Source organism: Streptomyces lanatus (assembly GCF_014655715.1).
Lineage (GTDB): Bacteria > Actinomycetota > Actinomycetes > Streptomycetales > Streptomycetaceae > Streptomyces > Streptomyces lanatus.
This window is the reverse complement of sequence record NZ_BNBM01000029.1, coordinates 1-24093: the sequence shown is the minus strand read 5'-3', so window position 1 is coordinate 24093 and position 24093 is coordinate 1. Positions and strand designations below refer to the sequence as shown.

General features: G+C 68.4%; 21 protein-coding genes. 7 read left to right on the top strand and 14 right to left on the bottom strand.

The annotated features are described in order from the left end of the window. Positions 1–217: 217 nt before the first annotated feature. Genes IE325_RS43980 through IE325_RS43970 form a run of 3 tightly spaced genes read right to left on the bottom strand, consistent with a single transcriptional unit; the run spans position 218 to position 4614 of the window. Positions 218–1447, bottom strand: coding sequence for a quaternary amine ABC transporter ATP-binding protein (locus IE325_RS43980; RefSeq protein WP_190075830.1), 1230 nt, complete (start codon positions 1445–1447; stop codon positions 218–220). Between the two features lie 6 nt (positions 1448–1453). Beyond that, on the bottom strand, positions 1454–3532 hold the full coding sequence (locus IE325_RS43975) for an ABC transporter permease (protein WP_229912511.1): 2079 nt from the start codon (positions 3530–3532) through the stop codon (positions 1454–1456). Then, the gene (locus IE325_RS43970) at positions 3529–4614 is read right to left on the bottom strand and encodes a glycine betaine ABC transporter substrate-binding protein (protein ID WP_190075829.1); all 1086 of its coding nucleotides are present in this window, start codon (positions 4612–4614) and stop codon (positions 3529–3531) included. The genes IE325_RS43975 and IE325_RS43970 overlap by 4 nt, the downstream gene beginning before the upstream one ends. A gap of 715 nt (positions 4615–5329) precedes the next feature. Between IE325_RS43970 and IE325_RS43965 the strand changes: the two genes are divergently transcribed. Continuing rightward, on the top strand, positions 5330–6793 hold the full coding sequence (locus IE325_RS43965) for an NAD-dependent succinate-semialdehyde dehydrogenase (RefSeq protein ID WP_308437720.1): 1464 nt from the start codon (positions 5330–5332) through the stop codon (positions 6791–6793). Between the two features lie 179 nt (positions 6794–6972). Continuing rightward, a complete protein-coding gene (locus IE325_RS43960; protein WP_190075827.1) occupies positions 6973–7581 on the top strand; it encodes a TetR/AcrR family transcriptional regulator in 609 nt (202 codons plus the stop codon). A gap of 473 nt (positions 7582–8054) precedes the next feature. Here IE325_RS43960 and IE325_RS43955 read toward each other — a convergent pair whose 3' ends face one another. From IE325_RS43955 to acs, 6 genes are all read right to left on the bottom strand, one after another. Continuing rightward, the gene (locus IE325_RS43955; protein ID WP_190075826.1) at positions 8055–9494 is read right to left on the bottom strand and encodes an APC family permease; all 1440 of its coding nucleotides are present in this window, start codon (positions 9492–9494) and stop codon (positions 8055–8057) included. Positions 9495–9537: 43 nt separating this feature from the next. After that, positions 9538–9744 (bottom strand): hypothetical protein, encoded by a 207-nt coding sequence (locus IE325_RS43950; RefSeq protein WP_190075880.1) that lies wholly within the window; start codon positions 9742–9744, stop codon positions 9538–9540. Positions 9745–9899: 155 nt separating this feature from the next. After that, entirely contained in the window at positions 9900–11201 is a 1302-nt protein-coding gene (locus tag IE325_RS43945; RefSeq protein ID WP_190075825.1) for an MFS transporter, read from the bottom strand. A 449-nt stretch (positions 11202–11650) separates the two neighbouring features. Next, positions 11651–12073 carry a hypothetical protein gene (locus tag IE325_RS43940; RefSeq protein ID WP_190075824.1) on the bottom strand — a complete coding sequence of 141 codons (423 nt, stop codon included), beginning with the start codon at positions 12071–12073 and terminating at the stop codon, positions 11651–11653. A gap of 256 nt (positions 12074–12329) precedes the next feature. Further along, the gene (locus tag IE325_RS43935) at positions 12330–12863 is read right to left on the bottom strand and encodes a cupin domain-containing protein (RefSeq protein WP_190075823.1); all 534 of its coding nucleotides are present in this window, start codon (positions 12861–12863) and stop codon (positions 12330–12332) included. Between the two features lie 8 nt (positions 12864–12871). Further along, positions 12872–14842 (bottom strand): acetate--CoA ligase, encoded by a 1971-nt coding sequence (acs, locus tag IE325_RS43930; protein ID WP_190075822.1) that lies wholly within the window; start codon positions 14840–14842, stop codon positions 12872–12874. A 202-nt stretch (positions 14843–15044) separates the two neighbouring features. On the opposite strand from acs, the gene IE325_RS43925 reads away from it, so the two are divergent. Both IE325_RS43925 and npdG read left to right on the top strand, forming a co-directional pair. Continuing rightward, positions 15045–16646, top strand: a complete 1602-nt coding sequence (locus IE325_RS43925; RefSeq protein WP_190075821.1) for a PucR family transcriptional regulator — start codon at positions 15045–15047, stop codon at positions 16644–16646. Between the two features lie 257 nt (positions 16647–16903). After that, positions 16904–17569, top strand: coding sequence for an NADPH-dependent F420 reductase (npdG, locus tag IE325_RS43920; protein WP_190075820.1), 666 nt, complete (start codon positions 16904–16906; stop codon positions 17567–17569). Between the two features lie 101 nt (positions 17570–17670). Here npdG and IE325_RS43915 read toward each other — a convergent pair whose 3' ends face one another. The 4 genes from IE325_RS43915 to IE325_RS43900 form a co-directional block, all read right to left on the bottom strand. Continuing rightward, entirely contained in the window at positions 17671–19149 is a 1479-nt protein-coding gene (locus tag IE325_RS43915) for a UvrD-helicase domain-containing protein (protein ID WP_190075819.1), read from the bottom strand. Next, positions 19146–19628: a hypothetical protein gene (locus tag IE325_RS43910; protein WP_190075818.1), complete on the bottom strand. Its 483-nt coding sequence runs from the start codon at positions 19626–19628 to the stop codon at positions 19146–19148. Before IE325_RS43910 ends, IE325_RS43915 begins: the two co-directional genes overlap by 4 nt. Next, the gene (locus IE325_RS43905) at positions 19625–20485 is read right to left on the bottom strand and encodes a DUF6083 domain-containing protein (protein WP_190075817.1); all 861 of its coding nucleotides are present in this window, start codon (positions 20483–20485) and stop codon (positions 19625–19627) included. The genes IE325_RS43910 and IE325_RS43905 overlap by 4 nt, the downstream gene beginning before the upstream one ends. A gap of 170 nt (positions 20486–20655) precedes the next feature. Next, positions 20656–20919, bottom strand: coding sequence for a helix-turn-helix transcriptional regulator (locus tag IE325_RS43900; RefSeq protein WP_190075816.1), 264 nt, complete (start codon positions 20917–20919; stop codon positions 20656–20658). Positions 20920–21095: 176 nt separating this feature from the next. Here IE325_RS43900 and IE325_RS46535 point away from each other — a divergent pair, with 176 nt between their 5' ends. From IE325_RS46535 to paaI, 3 genes are all read left to right on the top strand, one after another. Beyond that, positions 21096–22154 (top strand): hypothetical protein, encoded by a 1059-nt coding sequence (locus IE325_RS46535; protein ID WP_229912509.1) that lies wholly within the window; start codon positions 21096–21098, stop codon positions 22152–22154. Positions 22155–22334: 180 nt separating this feature from the next. Further along, positions 22335–22946: a hypothetical protein gene (locus tag IE325_RS43890; RefSeq protein WP_190075815.1), complete on the top strand. Its 612-nt coding sequence runs from the start codon at positions 22335–22337 to the stop codon at positions 22944–22946. 171 nt (positions 22947–23117) lie between these two features. Continuing rightward, on the top strand, positions 23118–23546 hold the full coding sequence (paaI, locus tag IE325_RS43885) for a hydroxyphenylacetyl-CoA thioesterase PaaI (protein ID WP_190075814.1): 429 nt from the start codon (positions 23118–23120) through the stop codon (positions 23544–23546). 197 nt (positions 23547–23743) lie between these two features. Here paaI and IE325_RS43880 read toward each other — a convergent pair whose 3' ends face one another. Beyond that, positions 23744–23974 carry a hypothetical protein gene (locus IE325_RS43880; RefSeq protein WP_190075813.1) on the bottom strand — a complete coding sequence of 77 codons (231 nt, stop codon included), beginning with the start codon at positions 23972–23974 and terminating at the stop codon, positions 23744–23746. Positions 23975–24093 lie beyond the last annotated feature (119 nt).

Sequence of the window (24093 nt, the reverse complement as noted above, 5' to 3'; positions counted from 1 at the left end):
CACGACGACCAAGCCGACAAACATCACCCACGCCGAGCCGGCGAAGGGGCCGACGCGCCGTGCCACTTCACTGGCGGCGACGGTACTGATCGCGAAGACGACCGCGGCGCACAGGCCTGCCACGACCGAAATCACTCGGGTTCCATTCCTTCCTCAGGGCATGACGGAACATCGGGTCGCGCCGGGTCGGCCTGGGGCGCCGGTGCTGAACCGCTGGTCAAGACGCGCTGGCAGCGCGTTCCTCATGCGGCTGGTCCACGAGAGCTTGGATCACGTGTGCGCGGTCGATCGCGCCCGTCGCAACGCCGTGGCCGTCGACGACCGCCACCGCGAGGTGGCCGTCGGCAAGTGGACGCACCGCCTCCTCCAGGCAGGTGCCGGGTGTGACGGTGGCGACCTGGCGCAGGGGGAGCTCGCCGACTGGGACGGTCGCGGGCTGAAGGCGGATCTCGGCCGACGACAGGGCGCCCTTGGGCCGCCCTGTTTCGTCGACGACCAGGGCATACTCGTCGTCCGCGACGGCCCGTGAGGCCTCCCCGGCCAGCATGCCAACCGGGACGAACGCGGGCTTGAACGCCACGGTCCCGGACTGAACGACACGCAGGCGGGGCGCCTCGCCCGCGAAGCGGCGGACGTAGTCGTCCGCCGGCGACAGGACGATCTGTTCAGGAGTGCCGACCTGGACGAACTCGCCGTCCCTCATGACCGCGATACGGTCGCCCACCTTGAGCGCCTCGGACATGTCGTGCGTGATGAACACCGACGTCTGCTTGACCACGTTGGCGAGGCGGAGCAGTTCGTCCTGCAGTTCGCGCCGGATGAGCGGGTCCAGCGCGCTGAACGGCTCGTCGAGCAGCAAAAGCCGCGGGTTCACCGCGAGCGCACGGGCCAGGCCGACACGCTGGCGCATGCCGCCGCTGAGCTCCGCGGGATATTTCCTCTCCCAGCCCTGCAGGCCGACGAGTTCGAGGATCTCCCGCGCCCGCGCCTCACGTTCCGCGCGCGGCGTGCCGTTGATCTCGAGCCCGTAGGCGGTGTTGTCGAGGACGCGGCGGTGCGGCAGAAGGCCGAAGTGCTGGAAGACCATCGCTGCGCTGTTGCGCCGCAGGTTTCTGAGCTCCTCGGTAGACATGTCCGTCACCGATGCGCCATCGATCGTGATCTTGCCCCCGGTCGGCTCGATCAGCCGGGTCAGGCATCGGATCAGCGTCGATTTCCCGCTGCCTGACAATCCCATGACGACGAAGGTCTCGCCCGGAGCGATCTCGAAGGAGAGATCTCGCACGGCGGCCGTGTGCTCGTCGTCGCGGCTGCCGTCGCGCGCGGACTCGATGAACTTCTCGGGCCGCGGACCGTAGACCTTCCACAGTCCTTCACACGACACGGCTGCGCCACGCGACGCGATGTTGTTGGTGGTCACGGGGTCTTCGATGGAAGGGGCGGTCATGACGCGTCACATCACCTTCAGGTGGGAGCCGATGCTGAGGCGAGCTGTCCAAGCTCGGAAGAGACGGTCGAAGGCAACGGCGAGGATGAACATCGCGATGCCGGCTTCAACACCGACACCGAAATGGGCGCCGTTGACGGCGACCAAGATCTCTTGCCCGAGACCGGGCGTCCCGACGAATGCGGCGACCACCGCCATGGCGAGGGCCAGCAGGACGGTCTGATTCAGGCCGACCAGGATCGTCGGCAGACCGAGCGGGGCTCGGACGTTCAGGAGGATCTGCCGTTCCGTCGCGCCGAAGCTCTTCGCTGCCTCCACCACGTCGCCATCGGCGTTGCGCAGTGCGATGTTCGTGAGGCGGATGATCGGCGGCAGGGCATAGCCCACCGTCGCCAGCGTGCCCGTCACCGGGCCGGATCCCATGAAGATGACCGCAGGAATCACGAAGAGGAAGATGGGCAAGGTCTGCACGAGGTCGAGAACGGGCCGGATCAGCGCGGCGAGTCGGTCACTGCGGCTCATGGCGACGCCGAGCGGGAACCCGATGACCACGGCGAGCACGACCGAGACTCCCACGACGGCGACCGTGACGATCGTCGCGTCCCACATCCCCATCGCGCCGATGAGGTAGACGCCGGCCGCCACGAGGACCGCCGCGCGAAGGCCCAGCAGGAGCAGGCCCACGAGGAATCCGGCCAGGATCAACGTCGGCCAGGGAATCCAGTGCAGGACGTCCATGACCGGGTTGAGGCCATAGGACTGAACCGAGTTGCGTACCCAGTCGAGCAGCCCGCCGAGGTGGACCGTCGTCCAGTTGACGACCTCCTCCGACGGCTTGCGCAGATCCAGCGCCAACCAGGACGGCGGCTGCGTGAAGTCGGCGAACCTGAGCTGCGGAAGCGCGTTCGCGAGGATGCTCACCACCACGGCGAGCACGCCGCTGACGGCCCACCGCGGATGACGACGGGCAAAGGCCTTCAGGCGGCCGAACACCCCAAAAGCCGGTTCGTCAGTTTCGGTAAACCGGCCGCGCTGTGCCGTGGAATGGGTGCGCGGCGCGCTGGCCCGGTCCAGGATCACAGCGATCAGCACGAGCGCGAGTCCGCCCTCGATCGCGTCGCCGAACGAGAGACGGCTCAGGCCGCCCCAGACGACCTGGCCGAGCCCGCTGCCGCCGACCATGGCGGAGATCGTCGCCATCGAGATCGCGAACATGATCGTCTGGTTCACGCCGGCAGCGATGCTCGGGCGGGCCAGGGGCAACCGGACGTCCCTGAGCAGCTGCCAGCGGTTCGCGCCGAACGATGTCGCGGACTCGACCGTCTCTTGGGAGACGCTCTGCAGCCCGACCAGCGTCATGCGGGCGACCGGCGGCATGGCCCAGATGATGGTGACCACGAGCGCGCCGGCATCGCCCGTGCCGAACACCAGCACGACCGGCACCAGGTAGGCGAAGATCGGGAACGCCTGCATGGCGTCCAGCCCGGTGGTCAGCACACCGCTGAGCCTTCGGTTGAGGGATGCACCCACGCCGAGAGCGGTGCCCAGGACGCAGCTGACAAGCACGGCGATGAGCATGAACGCCAGGGTCTGCATGGTGGGTTCCCAGTCACCGGCGGCGATGCACCACACGAGCGTGACAGCGGTGAGCAGGGCGAGCCTGATCCCGGCGACCGCGTACGTCAACAGGACGAGCAATGCGGCCAGTTGCGGCGGCGGGGTGAAGATGATGGCCGAGTTGAGCTGGTCCAGTGCGCCCGTGAGGGCACTCGCGACGGGGTCGTAGAGCCACGCCATATTGGCGACGAACCAGTCCGAAGCGGTTTCGAACCACGATCCGACCGGGATGCTGAGATGCCGGGCCGGGAACGACGTCCGGTCGAGCACCAGTCGGCCCACGAACAGGGTCGCCGCGATCAGGGCCACCGCAGCAGACATCAGCCGGTGCCGGCGCCGGGCAGCCTGCGCCGGCGCAGGCGCGGGCGCGGCGGGCGCCCGCGTACCGGAGGTGGCAGCCGGCCTAGGCGGCGCCGCCGAGGGGGTCAGATCCACCACGTCATCACTCAGTGCGGCCGGGGCCTTCACTTGTCCGCACCCTTGCTCCATGCCTGCCAGACGGACGGGTTCTTCTTCATCCAGTCCGCGACCACCTGATCCGCGGTCTTACCGGAGTCGACCATCTGGGTCATCATCTCGCCGAGCTGCTTGCCGTCCAGGTTGTAGTTGTCGAGTACCTGTGCGGCGGCCGGGTAGTGCCCGCGGAAGTTGCGGGAGGTCAGCTTGTCGATGTTCAGCGGGCCCCAGTCACAGGCGTACGACTTGCCCGGGCCCCAGCAGTCCGGGGTGTAGGGCGGGAACTTGATCTTCGTGAGGTTGTACTTCGCCGTCAGGTAGTGGGGCGACCACATCAGCGCGAGGATCGGCTTGCCCTGCTCTTCCGCTCGGGTCCACTCAGCCTGGAGGGCGGCCTCAGACCCGGCGAAGGCAACCTTGTAGTTCAGTTTGAGGCTCTTAATCCGCTCATTGTCACCGTACGCGGGCTCCCACGACTTGGCGCCGGAGAGGTAGCGGCCCTTGCCGCCGGAGTCCGGCGTCTTGAAGACGTTGACGCACTTGTTGAGCGCATGCCAGTCCGGCAGGCCGGGACACGACGGTTTGATACCGCGTGCCGGGTCGCCCTTGATCACGTAGGTCGGGACGTACCAGCCCTCGGCGGCGGTCTTGTCGACGTCGCTGACCTCGAACATGTCGACGGTCTTGTCGTCCTTGATGTACTTCTTGACCAGGTCAGGAGCGGAGCCGGTCCACATCTCCGGGTCCACCTGGTTCTTCGCCTTGGACAGGATCGCGAAGGTCGACGGGTAGTCGTTGACGGTCGCAATCTTGACGTTTCCGCCGAAGGCTCGCAGGACGGCCGCGTACAGCTGTGCCTGGACCGAGCTGGAGGAGTTGTCGTGGAGGATGACCTGGACTTCGCCCTCCTTCTTCAGGGCGTCGGACACGGCCTTGGGTGCCTTCCAGTCGCCGACGCTCGCGGCCGAGTCGGATGTTCTCCCGGTTCCGCATCCGGCGACGAGCGCGAGCACGGCAGCCGCACCCAGGACGCTCTGCATGCTGCGCCGGGCGCCGGGCCCCGCGGACCCGCGGCGTACGCAATGCAGGTTCATGTCCAGTACCTCCGTGTTTCAGTGAATGACCCGAGAAGGGGCGTCAGGTCGCCGGCGCGTGCTGCGGCGGCTCGGCGATTCGCCGGCGGCAAGCACTTGTGGCACGCGTCCGCAGGGCCGACTGGGCGGAAGAAGCACGCAGACACCCAGGGGATCTGCGGCTGGTGAAGTCTGTATCGACGACATCGCTGGCTCCCGCTCCGTCGTACTGGTGACGATCCACGCAGGTAATCGCTGGTGCCACCGGGACAACTTCGCGCGCCTGGTATGGCGCTTCTCACAAACCTGGCCGATTGGCCGAGTTCGAGAAGCATCCTTGCGCCGAGCAGGGTTGTCAACAGTTCGCCGTAAATCCCTGAAAGTTCGGCGAATCGTTCCTCGTCAAAGCGATGTTTCGTGTGCGTGTCAACGATGTTCGATCTCTGACGAGCGGACCTGGCCGTTTGATCCGATACGGCCATCAGCACGGCCGTGCAACGTCCTGCTCGCACTGTCGAGGAGACTGGCGGTGGCAGGCGGCCGCGGCGCCCGACAATCTGGCGCCGCAACGGCCGATGATCCGACAGACCGCCAGCCCCGCCGATCACCCGGCCGCCATAGGTTCCGCAGTTATCAGACGGTCGGTGACGCGGGTTCGAGGACAGCGAGGCTGCGCGAGCCCACCGGCCTACAGGGATCTTTAAAAGGGTTGGTCGCTTCAATGGGTGCTGTTGCCTTGGACGAGAAGACGCTGGTCGAGCAGGTGCCGACGGGACTGTTCATCGCCGGCCGGTGGCGCGAGTCGTCCACCGCGACCTCACTCGTCGTCGAAGATCCGTCACTCGGAGCGCCTTTGGCCAGAGTCGCCGACGCATCTGTCGAGGACGGTGTCGCCGCCCTCGACGCCGCGGCGGCCGCAGCCGCGGATTGGGCCCGGACACCGGCTCGTGAACGCGGTGAGATCCTCCGGCGCGCCTTCGAGATGGTGACGGCGCGCATCGAGGAGTTTGCACTCCTCATCACGCTCGAGATGGGCAAGCCGCTCGCGGAGAGCCGTGCCGAGGTCACCTACGGCGCCGAGTTCCTGCGATGGTTCTCCGAGGAGGCACCGCGTATCGCCGGCCGCTACGGCGTCAGCCCGGTCGGGGGAACCCGACTCGTCACGACCAAGGGCCCGGTCGGTCCCTGCCTGATGATCACGCCGTGGAACTTCCCTCTGGCGATGGCCACCCGCAAGATCGCACCCGCGGTTGCTGCCGGATGCACCATGGTCGTGAAGCCCGCGAAGCAGACCCCCCTCACGACACTTCTGTTCACCCAGGTCATGGCCGATGCCGGCCTCCCGGACGGGGTGCTCAACGTCATCACCACCCGCACGACCGGCGACGTCGTGTCGCGGCTCATCCGCGACCCCCGGCTGCGCAAGCTGACCTTCACCGGCTCGACCCCGGTCGGCCAGAACCTGATGGAACAGTCGGCCAACCGCCTTCTCCGGCTCTCCATGGAGCTGGGCGGCAACGCTCCCTTCCTCGTCTTCGAGGACGCCGACCTCGACGCAGCCGTCGAGGGTGCCGTGGCCGCCAAGATGCGCAACACCGGCGAGGCCTGCACCGCAGCCAATCGGTTCTTCGTCCACCGCAAGCTCGCGCCGGACTTCACCGCCCGCTTCGCCGAGCGGCTCGCGCAGCTGAAGATCGGGCGCGGGACCGAGGACGGTGCCCAGGTCGGGCCCCTCATCGATGACAAGGCCCGCGACGACGTCGCCCGCCGTGTGGAGGAGGCCGTGGCCGCGGGCGCCAACGTCCGAACCGGAGGCACGCGGCTCGACGGCCCGGGCTACTTCTACACGCCGACCCTCGTGGAGGCGCTGCCCGGCGCCGCCCGACTGCTGTCCGAGGAGACGTTCGGCCCGGTCGCCCCCGTGGTGTCCTTCGACGACGAGGCCGAAGCGATAGCGCAGGCCAACGACACCGACTACGGCCTCGCGTCATACATCTTCACCCGAGACCTCGACCGCGGAATCCGGGTCGCCGAGTCCCTGGAGACCGGCATGGTCGGGCTGAACGCCGGCGTCATCTCCAACGCTGCCGCCCCCTTCGGCGGCATCAAGGCGAGCGGCTTCGGCCGCGAGGGCGGCGCCGAAGGCATCGAGGAGTACCTCAACACCAAATACATCGGGATGTCCGTCTCCGCCGGTTGACCCGATTCCCGGCGGAGACGGATGTGCACCGGGCGGGCTCGGTCCCCTGGACCGCAGCCCCTCGGTGTCTATTATCGAACTCGGCCACCTGGCCAGTATGGTTTCGTGGTGACTGCTGACGGCGGGTGCTCGGCTCACCGTTGACTGCGGACGGCGCGACTTGAGGGGAAGGTTCTCCGATGACCTACTTGCCGATGGCGAAGCGACAGCGTGAGTTCATCAATGCAGGCATCCGGGTCGTCGCGCGCGAGGGCGTGGCCCGCGCCACCACCCGGCGTATCGCCGAGGAGGCGGGCGCGCCGACCGCGAGTCTGCACTACTGCTTCGCCAACAAGCAGGAACTCCTGGAGGCGGTCTTCGACGCGACGGTGTCCGACGGCATGTCACACGTGCGCCGGCTGATCCGCCCGAACATGGGCCTTCACACTGCGATCCAGGAGATCACTCGCGGGTACGCGGATCTGGTGAGGCGCCAGCCCGACATCCAACTGGCCTTCACCGAGATGAACTTCTGGGCGCTGCGCCAGCCCAACTCTCGACACCTGGCCGCACGCGCCTACCGGCTCTACATCGACGGCTCGATCCAGCTGCTGCGCGAGGCCTGTATGTCGGAGGCCGAGCGGGCGGCCGACCACGAGCGGATCGCACGGCAGATCATCTCGATCGTCGATGGCGCTGCCCTGCAGTTCTTGTCGCTCAACGACGGGGTCTTCGAGGAGATAGTGGAGCAGGGAATCTCCGGCCTGCTCGGTGGCCTCACGCCGTCGCTCGAGCAGGAGGCGTCATAGCCCCACCGGCGACACTGGGTAGTCACCGGCACCGGCAAGCCGACGCACCGCTGCCTACTTCCGGCCACCTGATCAAGTGTTGGGCATGGCAGCAGTCACCCCCTCACGTCGGGCGCCGCTTGTCGCCCGGGAGGGCGGTCTGCGGTCCTTGGCCACCAACCGGGCGGTCAGCACCACGGTGCGCGCACCAGCGGCCTCGCATTGCTGCGGACACCGGCTGTCTCCTTGGGTCCCTCGTGAGCGTGTGCGACGCGAGAGTCCTCTTCAGCCCACTCGTTTCCCACCGTGCCGACACCGGCGACTGCCCTCGCAGACGTCGGCGCCGTGGGATCAAGGCCAATCGATGAAGATCGCGGCTCACGGCCGCCTGCCGCGGCGAAAACCAAACCGCCGCGCCGACGAAGCCATTTCCAGACGTGGCCGCGACGCCCGAAGGCGCCGCGAAAAGACGCTCTCGATCGCCACCGCGCCCGTCAAAGGGCGGTGGACCGGGCTCGGGGCTTCGTTGTCCGGGGTCGCGAGTCCGATGCGCTGCCCGGGCGCCGCGAGCGTCTGCCATTGAGGATCAGCAAGATCAGTACGACGCCGTATAGGACGGGAGCCAGCCAGACCATCACGTCGATCGGGTGGGGCGGCGGATTCAGTGCCTCACTGACATAGACCCACACCATGGCCGCCGCCCCCACGACCGCGGCGACCGTGCTCCTGACCACGTGCTGCCGCGCGCGGCGCGCCAGCACGATGGCGCCGCAGGCAATCACGACGTAGGCCGGAATCCATACCGCCACACCGAGCACGCCAACCGCGTTGTATGCGACCGTGGGGCTGCTCGAGACGAGCGCCGCGAGCGTCATCACGACGCCGGCGAGGACGGAGACGAGTAGCAGCCCCACCCACGGCGTGCGAAACCTGCGATGAAGCCGCGTCACCGAGCGGGGCAGCAGCCCGTCGCCTGCCAGGGTCATCACGAAGCGGGCGCCGTAGTTCGTGAAGCCGATCGCCGCGGCCAGCATGGCGACCGCCAGGACGAGATCGACGGCGGTCGCGGTCGTAGTGCCCAGCCCCGCCGAGACCGCGAGTGCTGCCGGCGGGGACAGGTCGGTGCGCGGCCCCTTGTGGAGTGCGACGACGCCGGGGGTCTGCACGAGCGTGCAAACCAGGTAGGCGAGGCCGAGGAGCAGCGGCACCGACATCACCGCGAGTGGCACGTTGCGCCGCGGATCGCGGGTCTCGGCCGCCAGGGAGGTGCAGCTTTCGAAGCCGACGAAGAACGCCGCTCCGATGGCGACGCCGGCGAAAGTCCCATCCAGCCTGACCTCGCCGGGACGGAACTGGGCCGCGAGGTCAAGGCCTGTGTGTATCCCGCTCGCGACCGTCACGAGCACCATCAGCGGCACCGATATCAGTGCGAGCAGCACGGCGATGCGGACCGACGTCTGAAGGCCCCGCAGCGAGACCAGGGCCGACACTCCCAGCGCCGAGACGTACATGACGATCTGGGCGGGGGTGGAGGCGGCTGCCGTAAGGCCGAGGGCCCGCAGGAAGCTGCCGAGGTAGATCGCGATCACGCCGGCGACCGACCCGAGTTGGACCACGAACCCGCCGAGCAGGCTCGCGGCCACCGCATATCGCGCGCGCGGCCCGAACACCTCACCGACGTAGGAGTACAGCGAGCCGGTGCCCACGAACCGGGTCGCGAAGGGCACGATCGTGAACCCGATCGCGATCATGCCGGCGACGGTCGCCACCGCGGAGGTCCAGGTCTGTTGACCGGCGGCCGCGACCAGCAGGTACGGCATCAGGGCCATGCCGCTGGCGGGCACGAAGGACGCGACCGACAGCGCGGCCAGCTGGGTCCGACCCAGGCGGCCCGCGTCCTGCGCCGGGGCTTCGTCGGTGGGTGAGGTCGACACGTGCGGTCTCTCCTGTTCTTCGCGGGCCGTCACCGCCGCGAGGTCACGCCGTTGGGGCGTGGTGGACGTCGTGGTGGATGGGGCCGTTGCTCTCAGTCAGGGGGCGGGTGGTACCGCCACGGTGCAGTGCGACGATCTCCGCCGCGATGGCCAGACAGCGCCGGGTGAGCTCGGCGCCGATCGAGACCGCCGTGCGCCCCGTGCACCGGAAATGGCTCCCGGCATACCGGGCGTCACCTGCGCGGTTCATCAGGTGGGGCATCCAGCCGCAGTTGCAGCGGCAGGCGGCGCAGCTGAATGCTCGGCTTCCGGGCGCGGCGCGGCGCTGAGATCGCCCCGGTGCTGCTGCATGCAGTGGCCCGGCCGCTGTGTCTCCTGGCCATCCGGCGGTGCAGTATCCGGTCATCACGCGGGCACCTCTGCGCTCGCGGATGCCTCGCTCCGGGCGGATTCCCGCCTGGGCAGGGCGAAACAGGCGAGCGCCATCAGCAGCGACACCACTCCGGTGAAGACGGCGACCGGCCACGACAATCCGGTCCGCGACAACAGGTACGTTGCGATGATCGGCCCGAACCCACCTCCGATCACTCCGGCGAGGTGGTAGCAGAGGCTGGTGCCGGTGTAGCGGACCTCGCGGGAGAACAGTTCTGCGACCTCTCCGGCGAGCACTCCGTAAGACGTGCCGCAGAACACCATCGCGACGCCGACAGCAACGTAGAGCAGGAGCGCATCGCGGGTGTGCATGAGGGCGAACGCAGGTCCCGACCACACCAGCAGCCCGAACGCGGACGCGATCGCCACACACCGTGCCGTGATGCGCTTGGCCAGCAGGACCCCCACGTAGATGAACACGCCTTCGGTGACCGCGGCAACCAGGTTCGCCGGCAGCGCGATCGAGGCCGGCAGGCCCAGCGTCTCGGTGGCGTAGGTCAGCACGAAGGAGGTGAGCAGATAGAACGTGAGGAATCCACCTGCCATCGCCAACGTACCAACGGTGACCTGCCGGTACTGTTTGCTCAACACCTGCAGAAACGGCACCCGGATCTGCGCGTGCTCCTCGGCGGCCTGCTTGTACTCTGCCGTCTCGGCCATCCTCAGACGGATAAACAGGCCCAGTGGGACGAGCAGGGCGGAAATCAGAAATGGGATCCTCCAGGCCCAGCCCTGCAGACTTGCGGTGTCCGTGTGGCTCAGCACGGTGAACATCAGGGTCGCCAGCAGCAGACCGCCGGGGCTGCCGAACTGAGCAAAGGACCCGTAGAGGGTCTTCTTTCCCTCCGGTGCGTTCTCGGTCGCGATCAGAACGGCACCGCCCCATTCGCCGCCGACGGCAAGACCCTGCACCAGCCGGAGCATGACAAGCAGGATCGGGGCGGCGACACCGATGGTGGCGTACGTCGGCAGTAGCCCGATGAGAAATGTCGCGATGCCCATAGCCAGCAGGGTGACGACGAGCGTGCTCTTGCGGCCCCGGCGGTCACCGAAGTGGCCGAAGAGAATGGCGCCGACAGGTCGCACGATGAACCCGACCGCGAGCGTGGCGAAGGACAGGAGATTTCCAACGAGTTGGTCACTCTTCGGGAAGAACACTGCGTTGAACACCAGGGCGGAGGCAGTGCTGTAGATGAAGTAGTCGTACCACTCAATGGCGGTTCCGACGAACGAGGCAGCAGCGATGCGGCGCTGGGACATCGCAGCGGTGGTCATGGGTGCCTGCCTTCATGCTCTGGCTGAGCAAGCCATTCGTGGAGGGGGCTCACGGGAGTGATGGGGGTTGTTTCATGGGGCGGCCGTTCATGGCTCAATTGATCTGGCCGCTTCTCCGCGACGGCTCGGCCGCCGATCACACCGCGGCGAGGACCATGCCGGGGACGGCGTCCGCAGACTGGTGTGACGGCGACGGTGTGGGTGCCCTTACAGATCGGGACTGGTCCAGGTCTCGGCAAGATCTCTCCGCCGGGCGGCTCCCAGCAGCGGCTTAGGCCTCGCTGTGAACCGAACACTGGCGGGCCACCGTGCTACAAGACCGGTGCCCGCAACCCTCTATTGGTGCGCCAGGCTCAGGGTGCCCAGAAGGATGCCATCGATCATGTCCAGGTCGCTCGTCCGGATGGCCCTGGCTCGCGCGGAAGGGGTGCCAGCGATCGGCTTGCCTGTCATGCGCTGCCGCCCACGCCGACGAGATTCTGAGCTGCTCGGCTGGCGCGGATGGCGGGTTCTGACTGGCTGCCCGGGTAGATGGTCACACCGAAGCCCGACACGACGATCGGCGCCGTGGTGCTGGCATCGCCTGCACGTACCGCCGACGCGAGCAGTTCTACCTCGGTGCACCTCGCTGCGTCTCTGGTCGCTGTCACCATCATCACGATTTCAGTCGACTCATCGCAGGCAGCCAGAGTCTGGCTGTCGGCGTGCAGCCGGGCAAAGCCGGTGAAGGCTCCGGGGTCCCCGCGCATGTCGGTCGCGAGCTGGCGGCGCAGGAGTTCCAGGGCCTGCAACACCGCGGCCATCGTCAGCGCTCCGTCTTGCGGTCGGAGGGTTCTCATCGCCCGATAGTTCGTCATGATCCGCGTCTCCACAGCACCAATGGTCCGAAGGCCGGCCGGCGACCGGCCCGTGCCCAACCGTCGTGCAGCGGCGGCGTGACAGCGCCTGACAGATCGCCGATGATCCATCGTGAGGGCTACACAACGACGTATGCCGGTGTGCTCGGCGAGCACCTTGACGCTGCTGTCGCCCGATCCAGCAGGGTGTTGACCGTCATCTTCCGGTGGGGCACGGCAGCATCTGTCGGCCGACGCCGGCGTCGTCGTGCGGTCGGCATGGGTCGCGTCATCAGGGAACGTTCGAGTCGAACGGGCCGAGTGCCACGTAGACGATCTCAGTCTCGCGCAGGAGCTCCCACTCGCCCGCGAAGCCCTTCGGCATGAGGAACGCGGCGCCCTCCTCGAAATGGCGCGAGTCGCCGTTGGCGTCGGTGAAGCGCGCGGCGCCTTTTCGGATACAGACGAACTGGTCGGACGGGATGGAGTCGATGCGTGCCGTCCCGGGTCCGCCGAACCAGATGCCCCCGTAGTAGGTCCCGTTCTCGCGGCTGCCGAAGTTGCGCCACTCGATCTCGTGCCAGCCGTCAGTGACGGCGCCCTCCGGATAGGTGGGGGTCCGACTGGTTCCCACCCCGGGTCCCACCTCAATGATGTGCTGGATCGTCCGTGTCATCTCCTGCCTCCTTACGATGTCGTGCTTGCGGCGCTGCCGACTCGCGGTCGACAGCGTCGCAACGAGCTCATCCCACGCCGCGAGGACCACGGCTGTGATGGAGTGCACCTCGATGCGCTGCGTGTCCGGTGCAAGGTCGGCGTCCCGCACGGGTGCTGTCAGTCCTCTGTGGCCGACGACTGGCCGGCGCTGATGAGGTTCATGACGGTGGAGTCGGCGAGGGTGCTGACGTCGCCGACGGCGCGGTTCTCGGCGACGTCGCGGAGCAGGCGGCGCATGATCTTGCCCGAACGGGTCTTGGGGAGTTCGGGGACGATCATGATCTGACGAGGCTTGGCAATCGCGCCGATCTCCTTGGCCACGTGATCGCGCAGTTCCTTGACGATGTCGGGTCCTCCGTCACCGGCTGCGGAGCGCAGGATCACGTATGCGCAGACGGCCTGGCCGGTGGTGTCGTCGCTGACGCCGACGACGGCGGCCTCGGCGACCTTGTGGTGGGAGACGAGAGCCGACTCGATCTCGGTGGTGGACAGCCGGTGACCGGAGACGTTCATGACGTCGTCGACCCGGCCGAGCACCCACAGGTCGCCGTCCTCGTCCTTCTTGGCACCGTCGCCGGCGAAGTACATGCCCTTCCAGCGCGACCAGTACGTCTCGACGAAGCGTTCGTCGTCGCCCCACAGGGTGCGCAGCATCGAGGGCCACGGCTCCTTGAGCACCAGGTAACCGCCGGAACCGTCGGGCACCGAGGTGCCCTCGTCGTTGACCACGTCGGCAGCCACACCGGGGATTGGGATCATGGCCGAGCCGGGCTTGGCGTTGGTGACGCCCGGCAGCGGACTGATCATGATTGCGCCGGTCTCGGTCTGCCACCAGGTGTCAACGACCGGCGTTTCCCCGCCGCCGATGGTCTCCCGGTACCAGACGTAGGCCTCGGGGTTGATCGGCTCACCGACCGACCCCAGCAGTCGCAGCGAACTCAGGTCGAACTTGGCCGGGATTTCGTCGCCCCACTTCATGAACGTCCGGATCGCCGTCGGTGCGGTGTAGAGGATCGTCACCTTGTAGTCCTGCACGATCTCCCACCAGCGGCCCCGGTGTGGGAAGTCCGGGGTGCCTTCGTAGAGCACCGACGTGGTCTGGTTCGCGAGCGGCCCATAGACCAGGTAGCTGTGCCCGGTCACCCACCCAACGTCGGCAGTGCACCAGTACACGTCGGTCTCCGGCTTGAGGTCGAAGACACCCCAGTGGGTGTACGCCGCAGCGGTCAGGTAGCCACCGGTGGTGTGCAGAATTCCCTTCGGCTTTCCGGTCGTGCCGGAGGTGTACATGACGTACAGCGGGTGCTCGGCGTCGAACGCCTCGCAGGTGTGTGTGGTCGGCTGTCCGGCCACCAGATCGTGCCACCACACGTCCTTGTCACTCCTGCTGACGTCCTGTCCGGTACGCCGTACCACCAGCACGTGTTCGACCAGGCCCGGCTGCTCGGCCTCAGTCTTCGCCACTGCCTCGTCGACCGCTGGCTTCAATGCGCTCGGCGCGCCACGGCGATAGCCGCCGTCGGCAGTGATGATCACTCGTGCGCCGCAGTCCAGGACTCGGCTGGCCAGCGCGTCAGCCGAGAACCCGCCGAAGACGACGGTGTGCGGGGCGCCCAGCCGCGCGCACGCCAGCATGGCCACCACGGTCTCGGGGATCATCGGCATGTAGATGGCCACCCGGTCGCCAGCCCGCACGCCGAGCTCGGTCAGTGCGTTCGCCGCCTGGCACACCTCCTCGAGCAGCTGCACGTAGGTGATGTCCCGGGTGTCTCCCTCGGGCTCGCCGACCCAGTGGAAGGCGACCTTCTCCCCCGCTCCGGCCTCGACGTGCCGGTCGACGCAGTTGTATGCCGCATTGAGTCTGCCGCCCACGAACCACTTCGCGAACGGCGGGTTGCTCCAGTCGAGTACCTGGTGCCACGGCGTCTGCCAGGTCAGCCGCTCGGCTTGCCTGTGCCAGAACGCCAGCCGGTCCGCCGCCGCCTCCTCGTAGGCCGCCGCAGTGAGGTTCGCGTTCGCAGCCAGGTCGGCCGGCGGAGCGAACCGTCGGGCCTCATGACCCAGATTGGCCAGTGTCGTGTCGTTCATGGCGTTCTCCTAGACCCGTGTGTCGGCTCGACGGTGACCGCGGTGGAAACGCTCACCGCTTCCTGAACCTCTCCTGCCTCCACCGGATCTTGGTCCGACGTTCCGTCAGGAAATCCGGAAGCATCTAGCAAATCGTCGGCCTCGCGTGCCACACTCAGATGTGGCCACTTGGCCAAGTTTGGTCGGCGTCGGAGGTGCACACGTGCAGGGACTGCCGTTGGAGGCCGTGCTCGATCTGCCCGTCCTGCGGCGCGCGGGAGCACAGGTTGTGGCCTGCGCAGACAGGCTCGAGCGCGGGGTGCGCTGGCTCCACGCCAGCGAACTTCCCGATGTCGCCCAGCTTCTGCGCGACGGCGACCTAGTCCTGACCACTGGATCCGATCTGCCGTCCGACAACGACACTGTCGGCTTCTGCCAGTACGCGGAGTCCCTGCGCGATGCGGGGGCAGCGGGCGTGATCATCGAACTCGGGCGCCGCTGGACGCCGGACCTTCCAGACCACCTCATCGAGGCATTCGAGGAAGTCGAACTGCCCCTGATCTCACTGGCGCACGAGGTACGCTTCGCCGCGGTCACGCAGGCCGTGGGCGAACTCATCGTCGACCGCCAGCTCCGCGAGCTCCGCGACGCCCAGCGCGTCCACGAGGTCTTCACCGAGCTCAGCTTCGCCCAGGCCGGCCCCGAGGAGGTCCTCGAGGCTGTCCAGCGCCTTGCCGGCGCCGCGGTGGTCGTCGAGAGCGAGCAGAACCAGGTGCTGGACTATCTCGCCGGACCTGCCGACGCCTCCGACTTCCTCGCCGACTGGAGCGTGCGCTCGGCGCGGGTCACGCTGGACGGCCGAACCGGGTGGGATCGCACCAACAGATGGCTCGTCACCCGACTGGGTCCGAAGGAACGGCGCTGGGGACGTCTCGTGATCCAGTCCCCGCAGCCGCCGACACAACGCCTCATCGCCGTGGCCGAGCGGGCGGCCGCCGCGCTCGCTCTGCACCGCCTCCATCACCGGGACCGGGACAACCTCATCCGCAGGACGCACTACGAGCTGATCAACGGACTGTGCAAGGACTGCGTGCCTGCCGACGTCACCCGCCGCTGCGAACTCGCTGGCTTCCCGATCACCAGCCGCCGGTTCGTCGGCCTGACCATCCGCCCGCTCACCGCTCAGGGCGCCTCACGGCGCGCACGGGCCGTGATCGACGAGGTGATCGCGACCGCTGTCCGCGCCACCTCCGAACTGCGGGCCCCCGCCCTGCTGTGCGAAGTGGACGGCGACGCGCAAGTCCTGCTGTCCCTGCCCGAACGGATCCGCTCACGCCAGCTGGTCGACGAACTCGGGCGCCTCATATCCCGCCACCACCGGGTTTTCATCGGCGCCGGCAGGGACGCGGCGACGGTCAACACCGTGGAACGCTCCCTGGCCGAATCCCGCCAGGTCGTCGACGCTCTCGGGGCATCGGCCGAACCCTCCCTCGTCCACCGACTCGAAGACGTGCACGTGCGCGGCCTCCTCACCCTTCTGGCAGGCGATGAACGGCTCCAGCTCTTTGTCGAGCGCGAGCTCGAAATGCTGGAACAACACGACAGCACTTCCACGGTGAACCTCACCGACGCGGTGCGGGCCCTGCTGTGGAACCCGGCCAGCAAAACCGAGGCCGCCGCCAGCCTGCACCTGTCCCGGGCAGCGTTCTACTCCCGCCTGGAACGGGTCCAGCAAATCCTCGGCCTGAACCTCGACGACCCGGAAATCCGGCTGTCGCTGCACCTGGCCCTGCTCGCACGCGACCTCGCCCCCGCGGCCAGCTGACCCTCGAAGTTACTCGTCGGTTCGCCACCCCGCCCGCCCAACTTCGGCGATCCGTCACGCCCCGACCAGACCAACAGCCACGAAAATGAGCCGAGGCCGGATCCGCCCCCAGGCTGCGCCGAGGACACCGCGCCGACAGCCTCCGCCAAGACAGCCGTAGCAGTGTGACCCGGCGGACGCCGGCCATCGGCGCCGCCTTCGGCCGGGCCTGGCCCCACCGACCGCATCCCCCCGACCCACCAGGAGACGTGCCCCACATGAGCCTGCTCAACGGCGAAACCATCGCCATCCTCGGCGGCACCGGTCCCCAGGGCCGCGGCCTCGCCCGCCGCTTCGCCCAGGCCGGCCTCACCGTCGTCCTCGGCAGCCGCACCGCCGAGAAGGGCGCCCAGACCGCTGCCGAGCTGAGCGAGGCGACCGGCACCACCGTCACCGGCACCGACAACCAAAGCGCCGCCGAAGCCGGCGACATCGTCCTCGTGGTCGTGCCCTGGGACGGCCACGGCGAGCTGCTGAGCAAGCTCAAGCCGGAACTCGACGGCAAGATCGTCGTCGACTGCGTAAACCCCCTCGGCTTCGACAAGCAGGGCGCCTACGCCCTCACCGTCGAGGAAGGCTCGGCAACCGAACAAGCCGCGGCGATCCTCACCGACTCCACCGTGGTGGGCGCGTTCCACAACGTGAGCGCGGTACTCCTGGAGGACCCCGAGGCCGCCCCGGTCGAAACCGACGTGCTCGTCCTCGGCGACGACCGCCTGGCCACCGACCTCATCCAGGAACTCGCCAGCACCATCCCCGGCGTTCGCGGCATATACGGCGGCCGCCGACGCAACGCCCACCAGATCGAGGCGCTCACCGCCAACCTGATCAGCATCAACCGCCGCTACAAGACGCACGCAGGCACCCGCATCACCGACCTCTGAGCCCGAGCGAGGGCATCAGCGTCTCAATGTGCCGACGGGTCGGTTCGTGACGGCGGGCACACCCGACGCGGCTCGCCGTGCGATGAGCGCCGAGGGCACACCTAGCTTGGCGGTGTGCCCTCGGCGTGGTCGTTGATCCAGGAGAGCCCGCCTAGGTCCAGGCGTTGGCGGGTGCGGGTGACAGCGACGTAGGCGAGGCGGGCTTCGGCGTCGTCAATGGGGTCGTCAGACGCGGGCGCTGGCGTGCTTCCTGTCTGGTCGGCAGCGGTGCCGTTCTGGGAGCGGGCGAAGTCTTCGGCGATGAGGACGCGGGACCATTCGCGGCCCTTGGCCTTGTGGGCGGTGGAGACGGTGACGTGCGCGTGCGGTTCGGGGGCCAGCCGGGCGATGGCTGCGAGGATGGCATCGGCGCCATGGGTGTCGACGAGATTGACCAGCGGCTGGAGGTCCCGGCCGGCGGGGTCGTGGGCGGCGTAGTCCTGCAAGTCACCCCAGCAGGGGAAGAGGAGCAGCTCGGGGTGATGAGTGCGGCGGCCTTCCTTGAGGTCGCGGGCAGCCAAGGCTAGGGCGCGCAAGCTGTCTCCTCCCCCCGCCAGGGCGACCCGGTGTCCGGCCGCCATGCGCGCCATGACCTGGGCCATGGCACCAACGTTGGTGCGGCACAGCACGGCGTCCGGCTGGGTGACGGGGCCGAGTTCGGTGGGCACGGCTGGGGTACCGGTGAGGCGGATCGGGGCGTCTGCGAGGTGCAGCCAGCGGTTGGCTTCCACGGCGAGATCGGGGCCGAAGCGGAAGGACCGGGACAGGGTCAGTTGGGCGCCGTCGAAGTCGGTCATGACGTCTTTGGCGCCGCGCCATTGGTAGATGGCCTGGGCGGAGTCGCCAACCATGACGAGCTGGGCGTGGTCGCGCTGATTGAGGAAGATCTGTTCGACGACGGGGTTGGTGTCCTGGGCCTCGTCCAGCAATAGGAAGTCGGCCTGGATGCGCGGCTGGGTTAGGGCCCAGGCCTTGAGGTAGTGGTCGTGGTCGTAACGGACGGCGCCGTCGTCCGGGTGCTGCAGGTCGGCCCAGGCCTTTTGAGCGAACGGCACGATATGGGTGGCGAGTTGGGCGTGGTGGTCTGTGTCTTCCAGTCCGCGCAGGTGGGGCACGTGATGGCAGGTGATGGCCTCATCGGCGGTGTGGCAGAAGCGGGTGACGGTGCGCAGGGTGGCGTTGGAGAGCGCTTTGGGGGTGACTTCGCGGTCTCCGATGCGGAGGGCTTTGGTGATGCCGAGGGCCTGTCCGGTCTGCCAGGCAGGGCGGCGGGGTGCGTTCAGGCGGCGGGTGTAGCGGTGGCCGATGGCTGCGTAGGCGTATGCGTGGGCGGTCTTGCACTGGACGGTGGGCGGGAAGCGGGTGCGCGCGTCCTGGGCGATGGCGCGGTTGTAGGCGATGTAGCGGCCGCCACGGGTGGTGGCGTGGGCGAGGAACTCGAGAAGGGTGGTCTTGCCCGTGCCGGCGCCGGCCTGCACGGCGAGGTGGTCGCCAGCGTGGAAGGCGTCGGCCGCTGCCGTCTGTTCGTCGGTCGGGTTCACAGCGCGGGTCCTTCCAGGGGGCGGGTGAGGGCATGCCCGACAGCGGACAGCAGGTGTGCGGGAGTGGTACCGGCGAGGAGATGGCGCACGATCTGACCGAGTCGGTCCGCCTCGCGGTCGGCATGTTCGGCCAGGTCCCTGTGAAGGGCCTCTCGCACGAAGCGTTCCGGGGTCAGGCCCGTGCGGCGGGCGGCGCGTTCGAGGATGGTGTGGGTGTCGGGTGAGAGGGCGACGTTGAGCAGTACGTGACCGTACGCGTCCGGGTAATGGGTGGTGATCACGTCGATGGGCAGCTGGCTGGTGAGGCGTCGACGCAGACGATGGATGGCGCGGTCGGGGGTCTTGGCGCTCGCGAGTGCCATGAGGCGGGTGGCGTCATGGTTGGCGGCGAGTGGCCAGACGGGTTCGGCGCGGCGGAGTTCGGCCGACGTCAGTGGCCGGGTCAGCATGATTTCCAGGGCGTGGTGGGGCATGGTCACCGATCTCTGCCCTGGCGGGCCTCTTGGTGGGGCATGTTGGGACGGATGTGTGCCGTGTGCACGAGGGGGTGGAAGGGCTGCCATCCGGCCAGGGCGAGGTCGGCGGCTCCGGGAGTGACGGCGTGTTGGGGACAGCGCTGGGCACGCCAGCGCAGTTGTTCGCTGTAGGGGAGGTGACCGAGGTCGTACACGGCCATCAGGACGTCGGGCAGGGCGAGTTGTCCGCAGGCGGATCCGCTGGGCAGCAGTCTCCAGATGCCGGCCGGTGCGGTGAGAGCGAGGACCGGGTGGGTGCAGCGGTGGCGGTGGCGGGTCTGGGCGACGCAGCGGAGGTGTTCGACCGAGCTCGCAGCGAGGTAGCGGCACAGCAGCATCTGCACGACAGGACGGTCCGGGTTGTCGACGCCTGTAGCCGGTGCGTTGGTGAGAGTTGAGTCGAAGGTGAAGGCACCGGCGTCGGCCAGGCGGCGGGTGCGGACAGCGAGCTGACGTCGGAGCGCTCCGAGGTAAGGACTAGTCCGGCACAGAGGGGTGCGGCGGGGGCAGAGCACGGCGTGTGGGATGCGGCACCAGAGGCTGCCATCGTCGCGCGAGTAGGCGATGCCGCCGGCCAGGTGCCAGCGACAGGGTTCAGGGACCTGCACGGTGGCCAGCTCGGCGGGGTGCAGGGCAATGGGCCGCTGGTCGGCGCGCTGGTAGAGGTCGATGCGGTTGCCGCACTGGCGGCAGCGGCTGCTTTGGCCGGTGCGCAGCAGACGGCTGGGGCTGGTGCCGGCCACGTGCAGGGGGCGGGGGCGTCGGGTAAGGCGGGGACTGCCGTCCCAGTGCCGGCCGGCGGGGATTGGCGTGGAGCACATAGCCGGGACCGTGCCAGCTGGCACACGGCGCTACGCAACGCGGTAGGGCTCGGGTCCCCTGATCAGCGCAAGGTCATCGAACAGGCGATCTCATAGGCGACATTGTGTTCGATGTCCACTCGCCAGATCGGGTGATCTGCCCGATCGCCGTGGGGCGGGAGTGCCGAGGCTCAGGAGCCGTGCGTGCCCGGCGGGGTGTGGTCGTCACAGAGGGCGCCTAGAAGTTGCTCGATGGGCACGTCGAAGGCATGGGCGAGGGCGTGCCAGGTGGTGACGGTGCCGGTGGTGCGACCGTGTTCGAGGTCAATGAGGGTGCGCCGCGCCAGGCCGCTGCGGCCGGCGAGTTCATCGAAGGTCCAGCCGCGTTTGGCCCTCAGACGCGCGAGGTTGACACGCAGCGCGGTGAGGTCGGGGTCGGGCGGCAAGATCGTCACTCCACCATCCGACGGTGCAGAGACCTGCCCTGTCAGTGCAGATCCCTGCACTATCTGCCTGAGGGTGAGAGCGGCCGATCAAGGTGCAGGGCTCTGCACTACCGTGCCTCTCCCGGCCTTCTGCCGCCGGGGCACCGACCACCTCGGGCACGGACACGCGGGAGGACGAGCAGCCCATGAGGCTCGCCGGCACGTACGCAGCAGTGCGACGCATCTGGACAGTAGAACTGCGTCCGCGACCGGGCGGCCCCGCACTCGTCTGCCCCACCTGCACCGCCCATACGCCCTCGCTCACGGGACCCTCCGCACGGTCGGCTGTCCTGGCCCATCTCGCCTGCCACGCCCGCGCCGACGCACTGCCCGCCCATCTACGCAGCTGCCAGTGCCAGGCGCGGGGCTGCCGGTGGCATCCGCGTCACCGCGGCTGCGCAGGGCCGGTGCTGCTCGCCCTCACCCGCGACCGCAGCGGGCGCACCTGGCGGCTGGCGGACACCTGCGCGGCCTGCGCCGCGGCAACCAGCAACACAGCCGTCGTACCCGATACCCTCCCCGACTCCAGCCGACCTCCCTCCTCCTGCCCTTCCGCACCCGCGCACCGGTTCCAGGCTGGCCCGCAGGAACGGGTGCGGGTGCGGGAGATGCTCACGTACCTCGGCAGTGCGCTGCCCCGGTTCACCTCCCCCGCGGCCCGGTTGCTGGCCCTGCAGTGCGCGCTGCGCACGGACGTCCGCGGTCATGTCCGGCTGCCAGCGGGCCTGCTGCGGGGCATGCGCCTGCGCGGAAACCGCGAGTTGTGGCTGGAGCTGGCCCATGCCGGCTGGCTCGCACTGCCGGACTTCCGTGCACTGCCCGCACAGGCATGGCTGCTCGATGCCGCGGTGCTGGACCAGGCGCCCGGCCGTCGCGCCCGTTGCCGCGCCGCCGACTGGGCGCTGCGGCCCACACCGTTAACCCTGCCTGCCGCAGCGCCCGCACTGCGGCTGACTGCCCTCGTGCTGGCAGCACACACCTGCACCCGCTCCGAACACAGCACCGACATGGACATCCTCACCCGCCTGTGCGGGCACTCCGCCCAGCAGACCGGCGAACTCCTCGACCGGCTGGTAGCCACACGCACCCTGCAAGCATGGCAGCACAACAGGGAGACCGACGAGGCGGTCTGGCAACTGCCCCAGCTGCAGGTCCAGTCACGCTCCGCCGCACCGCCCCGCGGACATCAGGCATCAGAATTGTGAGACTGTCTCCAGAGTAAGAAGACACCACCTGACACGAACAACCAGCGCTGTCCGTCCGTACCATCCGCTAGGCCGAGGCAACCTGCAGCACTCCCGCCCGGGCCGCAGACACACCCAAGAGGGCCTCACTTCCATACCGTGCAGCCCAGGACGTTCATTCGCCAAGGAAGGTTCAGCCCCATGCCCGAGACAACGACTTCCGCCACTGAACTGACATCGCAGTACGTCGCCCAGGTGACCGGCGACCTCGAGCGCAACACCAAGGAGCAGGACCGCATCGCTGCGGAGATCGCTTCCCTACAGGAGCAGCTTGCCGCGCTGCAGCACGACCACACGGTGCTGGTGAACATGCAGCAGGCGCTCGGAATCACCCATGCACTGACCCAGCCCGCAGCAGAGGCCGAAGGCACCGCAGTGCCCTCCCCTCGCCGAGGGACCGGCGGCGCGCGCGGCGGGAAGCAAAGGGCCCGGAAGTCCACCGCCGCTCCGCAGAAGGCAGCCGCCAAGAAGTCCGCAGCCAAGCCGGCGGACACCCCCAAGACTGCCCAGCCCACCCTGGTCGAGCTCATTCGCCGCCACCTTCTCGAGCTGAAGGAACCGCGCTCCGCAGCGGAGATCTCCGCAGCGATCAGTCAGGCCCACCCCGAGCGCCAGATCGCCACCAAGGTCGTGCGGGTCACGCTCGAAGGGCTCGTAGCCAAGAGCCAGGCAGAGCGCACCAAGCAAGGCGCGTCCGTCTTCTACACGGCCCCCGCGCCCAAGCCGGCGGAAGCCTCTGAGACCAAGGCCTAGCCGGCAGACGCTGACCGCCTCGACGGCGCTCTGCGCTGCTGCCCGGTCCACGGCAGGCCCCGCAGGGTGTTCAGCATGTGACTCACCCCTTGACAGGCATTGACGCCGCTGAACTACTAGGCCGTGCCGCACACTAACCGAATGTTCGGTCGGGATACAGATGGTGTAACCATGACGGAAGCTGTACAGGTGCCAGCGCCTGCAGCGCGGATGTTCGAGGCCGACAGGGCCTCACAGGCACTGGGCATCGAATTGCTGTCGCAAGGCGATGGAGCCGCCGCCCTGCGCATGACCGTGACGGCATTCATGGTCAACGGGCATGGGATCGCCCACGGCGGGTACGTGTTCCTGCTCGCTGACACAGCCTTCGCCTGCGCCTGCAACAGCCACGGGCCCGTCACCGTCGCCTCCGGGGCCGACGTGGCCTTCGTCTCTCCGGCCTATGAGGGCGATGTCCTGACGGCCATCGCGCGAGAAGTCACCCGCTTCGGCCGCAGCGGCATCTACGACGTGACTGTGACGCGCGGGGACGCGGTGATCGCGGAGTTCCGCGGCCGCAGCCGCAGCATCCGGAACGCCCAATCCGAAGAGCCGCAATGATGAGCGGCAAGGCATTCCAGCACCAGTGGTGAGCCTCTCCTCGCGGAGGAGAGAACGGCGTCCTGGCCTTCGCCGACGCCGCGAACTAACCCACCGTCACGCCCCCGGGGCGGGATATCCCAGAACACCCCGCCCCGGCTCCCACATGCTGCCCGGCGCCTGGCGCTGCGGCTCGGACGCCGTGACGTGGCGAGGGTTTAGCTCTTGTACTTGATGGGTGGTCCGAGGCGGATGATGGTCGAGCAGTCCACGAACTCTGCTCTGGTGATTTCCAGGTCTTGGCCGGAGGCGTTCCATGGGAGGGGCAGGCCGGCCCAGTACTCGGCACCGACCTGGGCGTGGTCGTAGCCGACGTCCCCGGCGGACTGCATGCCTCCGTCGAGTGCCGAGTCTTCGCGGACCCCGCCCGCCCACGGGCTGGTGATCACCCAGAGGGTGCCGGCGGCAAGGGCTGCAGCGCAGAGTCCGGCAGTGACGATGAGGCGTCGCCTAGAGGTTGTCCCGTATGGGGCGTGAGTTATCTGGTGAGGGCCAGGTTGTGGAGCCG